Annotated in this window: 12 protein-coding genes; 7 read left to right on the forward strand and 5 right to left on the reverse strand. The window is 62.6% G+C overall.

The features are described 5' to 3' along the window. Positions 1 to 14: 14 nt before the first annotated feature. Positions 15 to 587, forward strand: a complete 573-nt coding sequence (locus tag AC1DYQ_RS14240) for a hypothetical protein (protein ID WP_477687319.1) — start codon at positions 15 to 17, stop codon at positions 585 to 587. Between the two features lie 341 nt (positions 588 to 928). Beyond that, positions 929 to 2,344, forward strand: a complete 1,416-nt coding sequence (locus AC1DYQ_RS14245) for an MFS transporter (protein ID WP_477687320.1) — start codon at positions 929 to 931, stop codon at positions 2,342 to 2,344. On the opposite strand, the gene AC1DYQ_RS14250 is transcribed toward AC1DYQ_RS14245, so the two are convergent. The 5 genes from AC1DYQ_RS14250 to hutU form a co-directional block, all read right to left on the reverse strand. Then, a complete protein-coding gene (locus AC1DYQ_RS14250) occupies positions 2,341 to 3,153 on the reverse strand; it encodes an ABC transporter ATP-binding protein (RefSeq protein WP_477687321.1) in 813 nt (270 codons plus the stop codon). The two genes, AC1DYQ_RS14245 and AC1DYQ_RS14250, sit on opposite strands and share 4 nt — an antisense overlap. Then, positions 3,150 to 3,929: an ABC transporter permease gene (locus tag AC1DYQ_RS14255; RefSeq protein ID WP_477687322.1), complete on the reverse strand. Its 780-nt coding sequence runs from the start codon at positions 3,927 to 3,929 to the stop codon at positions 3,150 to 3,152. Before AC1DYQ_RS14255 ends, AC1DYQ_RS14250 begins: the two co-directional genes overlap by 4 nt. Positions 3,930 to 4,122: 193 nt before the next feature. Beyond that, complete coding sequence (locus AC1DYQ_RS14260) at positions 4,123 to 5,079, reverse strand: ABC transporter substrate-binding protein (protein ID WP_477687323.1); 957 nt, start codon at positions 5,077 to 5,079, stop codon at positions 4,123 to 4,125. Positions 5,080 to 5,132: 53 nt separating this feature from the next. Then, positions 5,133 to 6,671 carry a histidine ammonia-lyase gene (gene hutH / locus AC1DYQ_RS14265; protein WP_477687324.1) on the reverse strand — a complete coding sequence of 513 codons (1,539 nt, stop codon included), beginning with the start codon at positions 6,669 to 6,671 and terminating at the stop codon, positions 5,133 to 5,135. 83 nt (positions 6,672 to 6,754) lie between these two features. After that, positions 6,755 to 8,461, reverse strand: coding sequence for a urocanate hydratase (gene hutU, locus AC1DYQ_RS14270; protein ID WP_477687325.1), 1,707 nt, complete (start codon positions 8,459 to 8,461; stop codon positions 6,755 to 6,757). 226 nt (positions 8,462 to 8,687) lie between these two features. Here hutU and hutC point away from each other — a divergent pair, with 226 nt between their 5' ends. From hutC to AC1DYQ_RS14295, 5 genes are read left to right on the forward strand one after another with little or no spacing between them, the layout of a single operon-like run. Continuing rightward, positions 8,688 to 9,398, forward strand: a complete 711-nt coding sequence (hutC, locus tag AC1DYQ_RS14275; RefSeq protein ID WP_477687326.1) for a histidine utilization repressor — start codon at positions 8,688 to 8,690, stop codon at positions 9,396 to 9,398. Further along, positions 9,395 to 9,982, forward strand: coding sequence for a HutD/Ves family protein (locus tag AC1DYQ_RS14280; protein ID WP_477687327.1), 588 nt, complete (start codon positions 9,395 to 9,397; stop codon positions 9,980 to 9,982). The genes hutC and AC1DYQ_RS14280 overlap by 4 nt, the downstream gene beginning before the upstream one ends. Then, positions 9,979 to 11,193 (forward strand): imidazolonepropionase, encoded by a 1,215-nt coding sequence (hutI, locus tag AC1DYQ_RS14285; RefSeq protein WP_477687328.1) that lies wholly within the window; start codon positions 9,979 to 9,981, stop codon positions 11,191 to 11,193. The genes AC1DYQ_RS14280 and hutI overlap by 4 nt, the downstream gene beginning before the upstream one ends. After that, entirely contained in the window at positions 11,190 to 11,996 is an 807-nt protein-coding gene (gene hutG, locus AC1DYQ_RS14290; RefSeq protein WP_477687329.1) for an N-formylglutamate deformylase, read from the forward strand. The genes hutI and hutG overlap by 4 nt, the downstream gene beginning before the upstream one ends. Next, positions 11,986 to 13,395 (forward strand): formimidoylglutamate deiminase, encoded by a 1,410-nt coding sequence (locus tag AC1DYQ_RS14295; protein ID WP_477687330.1) that lies wholly within the window; start codon positions 11,986 to 11,988, stop codon positions 13,393 to 13,395. The genes hutG and AC1DYQ_RS14295 overlap by 11 nt, the downstream gene beginning before the upstream one ends. Positions 13,396 to 13,417 lie beyond the last annotated feature (22 nt).

Below are 13,417 nucleotides of genomic sequence, written 5' to 3' on the forward strand. Positions count from 1 at the left end.
CCAAAGGAAAATCCATGAAAACCAAATTGCTGATGCTGACAGCCATGATGTCCTGTGCTTTTGCCGGCCAGGCCCTGGCTATGACCAAAGAGGAACATAAAGCCCAGAGCGACCGCATCTCGGCCGACTACAAAGCCGGCCGCGACAAGTGCGCCACCTTGAAAGACAATGCCAAAGACATCTGCGCGGCCGAAGCCAAAGGCGCTGAAAAAATCGCCAAGGCCGAACTGGAAGCCCAGTACAAGCCCAGCCCGCGCAACACCGAAAAGGTTGCCTTCGCCAAAGGCGATGCCGCCTACGACGTCGCCAAGGAAAAGTGTGACGACCTGAAAGGCAATGACAAGGACGTCTGCGTGAAAGATGCCAAAGCGGCCCACGTCAAAGCCAAGGAAGACGCCAAGGTCGCCAAGACCTCAGCCGACACCAGCAAGAACAAGACTGAAAAAGTGACCGAAGCCAGGAAGGACGCCAACGCCGAAAAGCGCGAGGCCGATTACAAGGCTGCCAAAGAGCGCTGCGATGCCCTCACCGGAACCGCCAAGGACAGCTGCCAGAACGATGCCAAGGCGAAGTACGGCATGAAGTAAACCGCCCACCGGTTTGCCTCGGCAAGGCACACCGGAATGACAACCCCAATCCCGGCTCTGCATTTGCAGTCCGGGATTTTTATTTTCTGCTATCAAATAGATAGCTGCTTGCGCACGATGTGAATGACCCGGTGGCCATTTGTGTAAAAAATTGGCACGCAGACCGCTGAAAGCAGCCGACCGCAGGCCATGCGCCTGAGCCTGCGCGGGCGCGGCATTTCCCATCAGCGGCCCCCACGCTGCGCATCCCATGCTGCGCCCGTAAAATCGGGGCCTTTGGGATTCAGCTGACTGCCTTCATGGCGACTGACCTGATCCCATCAGTTCCAGCAAAGGTACGCATGATTGTTCAGGATGGTTTGCCCGCTCGCGAACGCTTGCGGGCGTTGCTGGTCATCATTCTCGGGATTGTCATGGCGGTGCTCGACGGGACCATCGTTAACCTGGCGCTGCCGGACATCGCCCGTGAACTGAACGCCGCGCCCGCCCAGTCCATCTGGGTCGTCAACGCCTATCAGGTCGCCACGCTGGCGCTCTTGCTGCCGCTGGCCACACTGGGCGACATCATCGGTTACCGTCGCGTTTACCTGGCAGGCATGGCCGTGTTCACGCTGGCCTCGCTGCTCTGTGCGCTGGCTGATTCATTGACCACACTGGCGCTGGCCCGCGTGCTGCAGGGCTTGGGCGCGGCTGGCCTCATGAGCGTCAACACCGCGCTGGTTCGGCTCATCTACCCCAAACACCTGCTCGGCCGCGGCATCGCCATTAACTCGCTGGTGGTGGCCACCGCCTCGGTGGCCGGCCCGTCGATTGCGGCCGGCATTCTTTCCTTCGGTTCGTGGCCGTGGCTGTTTGCGCTCAATGTGCCATTCGGCCTGATGTCGCTGTGGTGGGGGCGCAAGGCCCTGCCCGAGAACACCGCCAAGGCAGAGAGCCTCAAGCTCTCGCCGGTCGATGTGGTGCTCAACGCCCTGATGTTCGGCCTGGTGTTCCTGGGCGCAGACGGCCTGGGTGTACGTGTGGAAGCTGTGCCGGGTGCTGCATCATCCTTGTGGCTGCCGCTGGCCGAGCTGGCCGCCGGAATCGTCATCGGCGTGATCTACGTGCGCCGCCAGCTGGCCATGCCCGTGCCGTTATTCCCGCTTGATTTGCTGCGCATTCCCGTGTTCGCGCTGTCCATGGGCACGTCGATAGGCGCCTTCTGCGCGCAGACGCTGGCCTATATCTGCCTGCCCTTTTTGCTGCTGGGCAACTACGGCTTCAGCCACCTCGAGGCGGGCTTGCTGCTCACCGCCTGGCCGCTGGCGATTGTGGTGACTTCGCCGCTGGTGGGCCGGCTCATAGGGCGCTATCCAGGCGGCCTGCTGGGCGGCGTTGGCATGGCCATGCTCTGCCTGGGGTTGGTGTTGTTGGCCTTGTTACCCGCGCATCCGGCGCAGGCCGACATCGTCTGGCGCATGGCGCTGTGCGGCATCGGCTACGGCCTCTTTCAGTCTCCCAACAACCACACCATCATCACCTCGGCGCCCGCACACCGCAGCGGCGGCGCCAGCGGCATGCTGGGCACGGCACGTTTGACGGGACAGACATTGGGCGCGGTTTTACTGGCGATGATTTTTGCCGTGTCCAGTCCCGGCGAAGGCGGTCAGGGTCCCCTGATTGCCCTTTGGCTGGCCGCTGCCTTTGCCGCCACGGCCGGTGTTTGCAGCGCCTTGCGCATGACGCAGGCAGCACGAACCAGAACTCAGACGGATTAAACAACGGGCGCCTGCAGGCCCGCCGCCCGGTGTACCTCGACGCGGATTTCTTCGGTAAGTTTTGCCTTGAGATCCGTGAAAACCGGCGTTGTCTTTACCGAGTAATGCCGTGGATGCGCCAGTGGCACCGCAATGTCGCATTTGATGCGGCCCGGTCTTGCACTCATGACGACCACACGGCTGCCCATAAAGATGGCCTCATCGATGTCATGCGTCACGAACAGCACGGTTTTCTGCTCGACCTCCCAGATGCCTTGCAGCAGCTCCTGCATCAGCTCACGCGTCTGATGGTCCAGTGCGCCGAAGGGCTCGTCCATCAGCAGGATGCGCGGGTTGTTGGCAAGGGCACGAGCGAGTGCTGTGCGTTGTTGCATGCCGCCTGAAAGCTGTTTGGGGAAATGATTCTCAAATCCCTGCAGTCCGACCTTCTTGATGAATTGGTGCGCGATATCGTGCTGCTTTTCCAGTGGCATGCCTTTTTCCCGCAGGCCAAAGCAGACGTTTTGCAAAATCGTGAGCCACGGAAAGAGCGTGTAGCTCTGGAACACCATGCCGCGGTCCGCGCCTGGGCCCGCTATGGGTTTGCCGTCCAGCACGATGGTGCCGCTCGTGGGGATGTCCAGCCCGGCGACCATGCGCAGCAGTGTGGACTTGCCGCAGCCTGAAGGGCCGAGGATGGTGATGAAGTCGTTTTCGGCGACGCTCAGGTCGGTGGCCTGCAGTGCGACGGTACCGGGGCCCTTGTTGGCGGCAAAGGTTTTCGACAGCTGGGTGACGGTCAGGATCGGTGTGGAGGAAGAAGAAGTCATCGGCCTAACTGAGCCCACGGGAAAAGTTTTCTATTGAGCGCTTTAAACGCCAGGTCGGTGACCAGGCCGAATACACCAATGACGATGATGCCGAAGATGATCTGGTCGGTTGCCAGCAATGCCTGGCTGTCGGTGATCATGTGGCCGATGCCGCTGGACGCGCCTATCAACTCCGCGACGATCACATAGGTCCAGGCCCAACCCAGCACCATGCGCAAGGTCTCGGCAATCTCGGGCGCTGCGCTGGGCAGTAGCACGCGTACCACGATCCCGCGGTCGGCCGCGCCCAACGTGTAGGCCGCCTCGACCAGGTCGCGCCGGGTGTTGCCGACGCTCACGGTAATCATCAGGACCAGTTGAAAGAAGGAGCCGATAAAAATCACGGCGAGCTTTTGTGCCTCACCAATCCCGGCCCAGAGGATGAGCAGCGGAATAAACGCAGAGGCGGGCAGGTAACGCGCAAAGCTCACAAAAGGTTCAAAGAACGCTTCAACCGGCTTGTAGGCGCCCATCATCACCCCCAGCGGAACGGCCAGCAAGGCGGCAATCACAAAGCCGCCCAGTACCCTCCAGACCGTCATGCCGATGTCCTTGATAAAGCCCTGGTTGGCCAGCAGGTCGTAGCCAGACCTCACCATGGTGATCGGGTCGGCGAGGAATGTCTTGGAGACATAGCCGCCCAGCGTGAAGATGGCCCACACCACGAAGAACAGAACAAAGAAACTCACGCCCAGCGCGATGCGCGCGCCGGGCGACACGGGTTGGAGTGGCTTCATGCTGATGGCTTGATAGGGTGGCGTGCCTTCGCCAGTGCCAACGCGGAACCGGCTTTGCCGGGCCGCAGGTGGCGCCCCCTTGAGGGGCTGAGAGCCGCGGCTCCAAGCCTGCCTGCGCAGGCTTGGACGGCTCGGAAGAGCCGCTGCCTCTGGCGGCGGTGCGGGGCGGGCGGAGGCCGCTTCGGGGGGGAGCTCATTTCAGAAAGCGCGTGTCGGCGAGCTTGCCCATATCGGGCAGCGACTTGATGATGCCCGCTTCCATCAACAGCTCGGCCGCTTCCTTGCTGAAGGCAGCGTGTTCGCCGGCAAAGAATTTCTGGTTGGCTGCACGGTCTTGCCAGCGCAGGTATTTGGACGAGGCCTCAAAGGCTTCGCCGGTCTGCTTCACGTCGGCGCCCATGATCTCGAAACTCTTCTTCGGTTCTTTCTGGATCATCTCGACAGCCTCAAAGTAGCTGTCGGCCAGGGCCTTGGCAGCCTTGGGGTTTTCAGACAGGAACTTGGGCGTGCAGCCGAAGGTGTCCATCACCATGGGGTAGTCCAGCGTGGTGGCGAGGATCTTGCCGGCCTCTGGTTTGGCGCGCACTGCGCCCAGGTAGGGCTCGTAAGTCATGGCGGCGTCGAGACCGTCGGTGCCGGCGATCATGGCATTGGCGGCCGCCTGCGGGCCCATGTTCACTACCTTTACATCCTTGACCGACAAGCCGTTCTTCTTCAGGAACCAGGCCAGCCCGAAGTAGCCCGCCGTGCCCGGAGCGTCAGCGGCAACGGTCTTGCCTTTGAGGTCGCTGATTTTCGAAATATTGGGTTTGACCACCATGCCGTCGGCGCCGTAGCTCTTGTCGAGCTGGAAGATCTGCGTGGTGGCCACACCGTTGGCGTTCCACACCACCCAGGTCTCGACTGTGGTGGCGGCGCACTGCACGTCACCTGAAGCAATCGCCAGGTGGCGGTCTTTTTGTGGAATCTTTTTGATCGACACATCAAGCCCGTTCTTCTTGAAGATGCCGGCTTCTTTGGCCAGGGTCAGCGGGGCAAAACCTGTCCAGCCGGAGATACCGACGGCGACTTTGGTTTCTTGCGCGTGGGCGCTACCCATGGCGAGAGCTGCGACGCCGGCCAGCATCGAAAGGGCGAGTTGTTTCTTCATGAAGTTGCTCCTGTTGGGGGTATCGACTGAGGTATTGCTAATGTATGCAGGCTTCATGCCAGCCGCAAGGCGGTCAACTCGGTGATTTGGGCTTCTCCCGCCAGACCAATGAGTCCGCCCGCCACCAGTTGGTGCACCTTCTCCATGTCGGGCGCGAGGCTACGGTCATGCATCATGGCCGGAGAGACCTGGCGCACCAGTTGCAGCACACCCTCCAGCACGGCGGAGCTCTTGAGTGGGCGCAAGAATTCAATGCCTTGCGCGGCGGCCAACAGTTCGATGGCGACGATGTATTCGGTATTGCGCAACATGGGCTGCAACCGGCGCGCCGCGAAGGTGGCCATGCTCACATGGTCTTCCTGGTTGGCCGAGGTCGGCAGGCTGTCGACGCTGGCGGGGTGGGCCAGTGATTTGTTTTCAGAAGCCAGCGCGGCGGCTGTGACATGCACGATCATGAAGCCGGAGTTGAGGCCCGGCTCGGGCGTGAGAAAAGCCGGCAAGCGCGAGGCCACGGTATCGACCAGCATGGCGATGCGGCGCTCGGTAATCGCGCCGATTTCGGCAATGGCAACGGCCAGTGCGTCGCAGGCCAGCGCAACCGGTTCTGCGTGAAAGTTTCCCCCTGAGAGCAGCGTTGCGTCATCGGCAAACACCAGCGGGTTGTCGGTCACGGCGTTGGCTTCGCGCATCAGCACCTGCGTGGCATAACGCATCTGGTCCAGGCAGGCGCCCATCACCTGCGGCTGGCAGCGCAGGCAGTAAGGGTCTTGCACGCGGTCGTCGCCCTCGATGTGCGAGCGGCGAATCTCGCTGCCCACCATGATGGCGCGGTAGGCGGCGGCGCAGTCGATCTGGCCCGGCTGGCCGCGCACCGCATGGATGCGTGGGTCAAACGGGCCGTCGCTGCCCCGCGCGGCGTCCAGCGTGACGGCGCCCGAGATCACGGCAGCCTCGAACAGGCGGTCAGTGGCAAGCAGCGCATCCAGGGCCAGCGCGGTGGAGACCTGCGTGCCGTTGATCAGCGCCAGGCCTTCTTTGGCCGACAGCTTTACCGGTGTGATGGATGCTTGCTCGAGCGCTTCGACCGCAGCCATGCGCCTGCCTTGGTAGAACACCTCGCCTTCGCCGATGAGTGGCAGGCACAGGTGCGCCAGAGGGGCCAGATCGCCCGAAGCGCCTACTGAGCCCTGGCAGGGGATCACCGGCGTCAGGCCTTTGTTGTAGAGCGCTATCAGTGTATCGATCACGACTTCCCGCACACCGGAATAACCGCGTGCCAGGCTCGCGGCCTTGAGCAGTAGCACCAGTCGTACCACACGCTCGGGCATGGGCTCGCCCACACCTACGGCGTGAGAACGCAGCAGGTTAAGTTGCAAGACTTCGAGGTCGGCCTGCGCAATGCGCTGATTGGCCAGCTTGCCAAAGCCGGTGTTGACGCCGTAGACGGCGGCACCACCCTGTGCCGCATGCTGTACCAGGGCTGCACTGGCGCGAATGCCCGCTACAGCAGATGGGTCAATGGCGAGTGTTTCACGTCTGGTGTGAACTTGCCGAAGCTGGGACAGCGTGAGATAGCCGGGTTGGATGTTCATGAGGGGGATCCCAGGTTCGTCAAAAAGAAGCGGCTATGCGCCATCGGCCATACGGGCGCGTGGTTCGGGCGGAACGCCACGCTTCAGCGTCCCATCATCGGCAGGTTCAGCCCGTTGTCTTTGGCGCTTTGCTTGGCGATGTCATAGCCCGCATCGGCATGGCGCATCACGCCGGTGGCGGGGTCGTTAAAGAGAACGCGGCCCAGTTTTTCTGCCGCGTCGGCGGTGCCGTCACACACGATGACAACGCCCGAATGCTGCGAGTAGCCCATGCCCACGCCGCCGCCATGGTGCAGACTGACCCAGGTTGCGCCGCTGGCGGTATTGAGCAGCGCGTTCAGCAACGGCCAGTCGCTCACGGCATCGCTGCCGTCTTTCATGGCTTCGGTCTCGCGGTTGGGCGAGGCGACGGAGCCGCTGTCCAGGTGATCGCGGCCGATCACGATGGGGCCCTTGAGTTCACCGTTCTTGACCATCTCGTTAAAGGCCAGGCCCGCCAAATGGCGTTCGCCCAAGCCAATCCAGCAGATGCGTGCCGGCAGACCCTGGAAGGCGATGCGCTCTTCGGCCATGTCCAGCCAGCGGTGCAGGTGCTTGTTGTCCGGGAAGAGTTCTTTCATCTTCGCGTCGGTCTTCTTGATGTCTTCCGGGTCGCCCGAGAGGGCCACCCAGCGGAAGGGGCCGACGCCACGGCAAAAAAGCGGACGGATGTACGCCGGGACAAAACCAGGGTAGTCAAAGGCGTTCTCGACGCCGAAATCCTTGGCAACCTGGCGCAGGTTGTTGCCGTAGTCCACCGTGGGAATTCCCATTTCGTGGAAAGCCAGCATGGCCTTGACGTGGGCCACGCAGGATTCGCCTGCGGCTTTTGTCAATGCAGCATGCTGGGTTGGGTCTTTCTGGGCGGCGCGCCACTGCGCGACCGTCCAGCCTGCAGGCAGGTAGCCGTTGATGATGTCGTGGGCCGAGGTCTGGTCAGTGACGATGTCGGGGCGTATGCCGCCGGCTTTGGCGCGCTTAACCAGCTCCGGAACGATCTCGGCCGCATTGCCGCACAGGGCGATGGAGACGGCCTCCTTGCGCGAGGTGTGGTGCTTGATCATCTCCAGCGCATCGTCAAGGTCTTTGGCCTGCTTGTCGACATAGCGCGTGCGCAGCCGGAAGTCGATGCTGGACTGCTGGCACTCGATGTTGAGCGAGCAGGCGCCGGCAAAGGTAGCAGCCAGCGGCTGTGCGCCGCCCATGCCGCCCAAGCCGGCAGTCAGCACCCAACGGCCGGCCAGGTCGCCGTTGAAATGCTGGCGGCCCGCTTCCACAAAGGTTTCATACGTGCCTTGCACGATGCCCTGGGTGCCGATGTAGATCCAGCTGCCGGCCGTCATCTGGCCGTACATCATCAGGCCCGCGCGGTCCAGTTCGTTGAAATGCTCCCAGGTCGCCCACTTGGGCACCAGGTTGGAATTGGCGATCAGCACGCGCGGCGCGCCCGTATGGGTGCGGAACACGCCCACCGGCTTGCCCGACTGCACCAGCAGGGTTTCGTCGGCTTTGAGTTTGCGCAGGGAATCAAGGATGGCGTCAAAGGCCGGCCAGTTGCGGGCCGCCTTGCCGATGCCGCCGTACACCACCAGCTCGTCGGGGTTTTCGGCGACTTCCGGGTCCAGGTTGTTCTGGATCATGCGGTAGGCCGCCTCGATTTGCCAGTTGGCGCAGGTAAGAGTGCTGCCGCGGGGGGCGCGCACGGGGCGGGCCTTGCTATCCAGAAAAGGGGTTTGGGAAAGATCGGACATGAGACTGCTCCGGAGAAGACGGGATAACAGGGGAATTTCACAGCACCAGAAAAAGAAATCAACCGGCGACAGGATAAATCGTAGTTGTCTATACAACTTGTGTCAACTGCGGTAATCTACGGTTTGTGCGCAAAAGCCGGGCCGGCAACCCTGGCCGGCCGATGAAGGGTCGGACTTTTGCGGTGACAATGATTTTTTCTTACACACGCGAGCATTCCGCTGAACCATGGCCACCACACCACTGCCTGCCTACGGTCAGGTCAAGGCATTCATCAAAAAACGCATCGGCGCCGGCACCTGGAAGCCCGGCGACCCGGTGCCCAGCGAAGCCGTGCTGATGGAGCAATTCGGCGTCAGCCGCATGACGGTGAACCGGGCGCTGCGTGAGTTGATGGGCGAGGGCATGGTTACGCGCATCCAGGGCTCCGGCACTTTTGTGGCGGAGCTGCACCGTATTTCCTCCACACTGACCATTCGCGACATTCATGAGGAAGTGGTGGAACGGGGGCACGTGCACACCTCGCGCGTCCTGCTGGCCGAATCTGAGAAAGCCAGCGCCGACCTGGCGCGCACCCTGGGCTTGCGAGCGGGCGGGCGGGTGTTTCACACCATACTGATTCACCTGGAAAACGGCGTGCCGATTCAGTATGAAGACCGCTATGTCAACCCGGCGGCTGCGCCTGATTATTTAAAGACCGACTTCACCCAGACCACACCCACCCACCATTTGCTGGAGCAGGCGCCGCTCACCGAGGCCAGCTATTCCATTGAGGCCTGCTTGCCCTCGGCGCTGGAGGCCAAACACCTGGACATCAAGCCCGCAGAGGCGTGCCTCGCCATGATGCGGCGCACCGTGAGCGGCAGCAACATCGCCAGTGTGGCGCGCCTGGTGTACCCGGGATCGCGCTACAGCTTTGCGGGAAAGTTTCAGGCATGACATCCATGACCTCGACGGACGACTCCGGCTGGAATGTCGTGCGGCTGGTCGACATTGCGGCGACGCCATGGCGCAATGGCGGCGGTGTGACGCGCGAGCTGGCCATGTGGCCCGATGCGGGTGACTGGGCCTGGCGCATGTCGGTGGCCGATGTGGACAAGAGCGGGCCTTTTTCGAAGTTCGATGGCATCGAGCGATGGTTCGCGGTGCTTGAAGGTGCGGGTGTGCAGCTGGATGTGGCGGGTGTGCCGCACCGTGTGACGGCTGCGGACGCACCCCTTTTCTTCGATGGCGCAGCGACGACTGGTTGCGAATTGATTGACGGCAAGACGCGCGATTTCAACCTGATGGTGCGCAGGGGCGCAGAGTCTTCCCGCATGGTCCGCGTAGAAGGGCGTTTTTCAGAAACCCTGCATGCTATGAAAACGATAGCTGTGTACGCCCATCGGTCGGGCGCTACCGTACTGTTTGATGAAGAAGTTCTGCAGCTGGAGCCTGCCAGCCTCGCCTGGCGCACGGTGACGGGTAGCGCGGCAGTGCGCGTCGCCGCACAGGGTGCCCTCTGGATGGAGATCCCCGCATGAGCCTGAAGCTCTGGACAAACTGCCGCGTGGCCACGCTGCAAGCTGGTGCCGCACGGCCCTATGGGTTGATCGAAGACGCTGCCCTGGTGGTGGAGGGCGAGTCCATAGCCTGGGTTGGTTCGCGCACCGATGTGCCCGCCGGGTTGCTGGCTGGCTGCGCTGCACAGCACGATGCCGGTGGCGCATTGATCACGCCAGGCTTGATCGATTGCCATACCCACCTCGTTTATGGCGGCGACCGCGCCCATGAATTTGAGTTGCGGCTCAACGGCGTGACCTATGAAGAGATTGCTCGCGCTGGCGGCGGCATCGCCTCTACCGTGAAAGCGACCCGGGCTGCCACTGCGCAGCAGCTGCAAGCGCAGAGCGCAGCCAGGCTGCAGCGCCTGATCGCCGAAGGCGTGACCACACTCGAGATCAAGTCCGGCTACGGCCTGGCGCTGGAGCATGAACGCAAGACGCTGTCGGTGGCGCGCGCGCTGGGCCAGACCCATGCGGTGGATGTTCGCGCCACCTTCCTGGGGGCACATGCGGTGCCGGCTGAATTTGCCGGCCGCACCGACGCCTATGTCGACGCGGTACTGGAAATGCTGCCAGTGCTGCGTGCCGAAGGATTGGTCGATGCGGTCGACGCGTTTTGCGAGCGTATTGCCTTCAGCCCCGCGCAGACCGAGCGTGTCTTTGCCGCGGCCAAGGCCTTGGGCATTCCTGTCAAGCTGCATGCAGAGCAGCTCAGCGACAGTGGTGGCGCGCAGCTCGCGGCGCGCTATGGCGCGCTCAGCTGTGATCACCTGGAATGGTTGTCGGCTGAGGGCGCGCGAGCAATGGCGACGGCTGGTTCGGTGGCGGTGCTGCTGCCCGGTGCGTTTTATTTCTTGCGTGAAACGAAGCTGCCGCCCGTGGCCTTGCTGCGTGAGCACGGCGTACCGATGGCGATTTCTACCGACTGCAACCCAGGCAGCTCGCCCTGTACCTCCTTGTTGCTGATGCTCAACATGGCGTGCACGTTGTTCCGCCTGACGCCTGAAGAAGCACTGGCCAGCGTCACGCGCCATGCTGCAGCGGCCTTGGGCCTGCGGGATCGGGGCGTGCTGGCAGCCGGCATGCGGGCTGATTTTGTGCTGTGGGGCGTTGAGCGGCCGGCGGAGCTGAGCTACGCCTTTGGCGCGAACCCGCGCCTTCAAACAGTTTTCAAGGGACAGATCGCATGAGTGAAGTTTTTACCTTGCATAAAGGCACTGTGCCGCTGCTGGTCAGCATGCCGCACATCGGCACCGAGATTCCGGCTGAACTCAAAAGAGGCTATACGGACGAAGCCCTCCGGGTTGAAGACACCGACTGGCACCTGCACCTGCTCTACAACTTCTTGCCGGCGGTGGGTGCCAGCGTGTTGCGGCCGCGTTATTCGCGCTACGTGATCGATTTGAACCGCCCACCCGACGATGCACCCATGTACCCGGGGGCGTCGAACACGGAGCTTTGCCCGACGCGGTTTTTCAGTGGTGTGCCGCTCTACAAGCCAGGCCATGAACCAGCGCCCGAAGAACGTGCGCGGCGCCGCGAAGTTTACTGGCAGCCCTACCATTCGGCGCTGGCCGATGAACTCGCGCGGCTGAAAGTCCAGCACGGCTTTACGCTGTTGTGGGACGCGCACAGCATCCGTTCGCAAATCCCATGGCTGTTTGAAGGCAAGCTGCCTGACCTCAACATCGGCACGGCGAGCGGCGCGAGTGCGAACGCAGCCATCACCGATGCGGTGGTGAAAGCCTGCACCACGGCGCCCCACATCACCACTGCCGTCAACGGCCGTTTCAAGGGTGGCTACATCACGCGGAACTACGGTCAGCCGGCCAACGATGTGCACGCCGTGCAACTGGAGATGTGCCAGAGTCTTTACATGCAGGAAGCGCCGCCCTATGCGTATGACGAGACGCTGGCCTCTCAGGTTCAGCCTTTGTTAGAGAAAATGGTCTCCAGTGCCCTTCTGGCGTGCGCGAGCAGCTATGAAAAATGAAGCAAAGACTTTTTTCGCCGAAGCGGCCTGGGTGAAAGGTGCGTGGTCCAGAGACGTACTGCTGACGGTCGCCGGCAACGGCACCTGGCAAAGTGTGGAGCCCGGCGCCACGGCGCAGCAGCAAGAAGGCGCCAAGCGTCTGCCTGGCCCGATTCTGCCCGGCCTGGTCAACGCGCACAGCCATGCCTTTCAGCGCGCGATGGCGGGCCTGACGGAGCGGCGCAGCGCGGACGCCCATGCATCCGACGATTTCTGGAGCTGGCGCGACCGCATGTACACCGCGGCCAACCGCATCACGCCCGAACAGCTCGAAGCGATTGCAAGCCAGCTCTATGCCGAGCTGCTGGCAGGCGGCTATACCCAGGTCTGTGACTTCCATTACCTGCACAACGACATCAGCGGTGCGCCCTATGCCAACCCGATAGAAATGTCGCTGGCGCTTGTGCGCGCCGCGCAGCGCACGGGTATTGGCCTGACCTTGCTGCCCACGCTCTATATGCGCTCGGGCTTCAAGGCCACGGGTTTGCGGGAAGACCAGCGCCGGTTTTCGTCCACGCCCGAAAGCGTCATGCGCATGGTCGAAGACATCCAGCGCCAGACAAAAGGCGATACGCGCATCAATGCCGGTGTGGCCGTACATTCATTACGCGCCGCTAGCCCGGCTGCGCTGCATGAGCTCACAGGCGCAGCCAAAGCAGCCGGCCTGCCGGTGCACATCCACATCGCTGAGCAGACGCAGGAAGTCGATGACTGCGTGGAGCACACCGGCCAGCGCCCGATTGAATGGCTACTCAACAACGCCGATGTCGATGCCCGCTGGAACCTGGTGCACGCCACCCATGCCACGCCGGCCGAGTTGCAAGGCGTGCAGGGCAAAGGCGCCTCCATCGTGATTTGCCCCGCAACTGAAGCAAATCTGGGCGACGGTGTGTTTGATTTGCCGGCCTACGCGGCCGCCGGCGGCAAGTGGTCCATAGGCTCAGACAGCCATGTCACCCGCTGCTGGCCCGAAGAGCTGCGCCTGCTCGAATATTCACAGCGCCTCACCCTGCGCCAGCGCAACATCGCCGCACGCATCCTGGGCCAGGAGAGCAGTGCCGCCGGCTTGTTTGAATCTGCGCTGGCGGGAGGTTTCGCCGCTGCTGGCCAGACGCAGGGCGGATTGGCGCCCGGCCATCGGGCGGATTTTGTGATGCTGGACACTGACTCGCCCGCGCTGCTGGGTGTGCCGGCGGGTCACCTGCTTGATGCGCTGGTGTTTTCGAGCCCCAACGTCGCTTTTACCGAGGTGTATGTGGCGGGTATGGYCGTCACCGGGAAATACAAGGCCGCCGCGTCAGGAGCGGATCGGCCGGGTGAGCGTTTTCGCCGCACCATGCAGGACCTCTGGCGCATCTGAGCTCCCGCTGGTCCCGGCGTTG

The organism is Polaromonas sp. P1_F4 (genome assembly GCF_056405675.1).

Bases quoted from the DNA above. Each gene is read 5' to 3' on its own strand.
- AC1DYQ_RS14240 (WP_477687319.1), top strand. From the start codon at position 15: ATGAAAACCAAATTGCTGATGCTGACAGCCATGATGTCCTGTGCTTTT.
- AC1DYQ_RS14245 (WP_477687320.1), top strand. From the start codon at position 929: ATGATTGTTCAGGATGGTTTGCCCGCTCGCGAACGCTTGCGGGCGTTG.
- AC1DYQ_RS14250 (WP_477687321.1), bottom strand. From the start codon at position 3,153: ATGACTTCTTCTTCCTCCACACCGATCCTGACCGTCACCCAGCTGTCG.
- AC1DYQ_RS14255 (WP_477687322.1), bottom strand. From the start codon at position 3,929: ATGAAGCCACTCCAACCCGTGTCGCCCGGCGCGCGCATCGCGCTGGGC.
- AC1DYQ_RS14260 (WP_477687323.1), bottom strand. From the start codon at position 5,079: ATGAAGAAACAACTCGCCCTTTCGATGCTGGCCGGCGTCGCAGCTCTC.
- hutH (WP_477687324.1), bottom strand. From the start codon at position 6,671: ATGAACATCCAACCCGGCTATCTCACGCTGTCCCAGCTTCGGCAAGTT.
- hutU (WP_477687325.1), bottom strand. From the start codon at position 8,461: ATGTCCGATCTTTCCCAAACCCCTTTTCTGGATAGCAAGGCCCGCCCC.
- hutC (WP_477687326.1), top strand. From the start codon at position 8,688: ATGGCCACCACACCACTGCCTGCCTACGGTCAGGTCAAGGCATTCATC.
- AC1DYQ_RS14280 (WP_477687327.1), top strand. From the start codon at position 9,395: ATGACATCCATGACCTCGACGGACGACTCCGGCTGGAATGTCGTGCGG.
- hutI (WP_477687328.1), top strand. From the start codon at position 9,979: ATGAGCCTGAAGCTCTGGACAAACTGCCGCGTGGCCACGCTGCAAGCT.
- hutG (WP_477687329.1), top strand. From the start codon at position 11,190: ATGAGTGAAGTTTTTACCTTGCATAAAGGCACTGTGCCGCTGCTGGTC.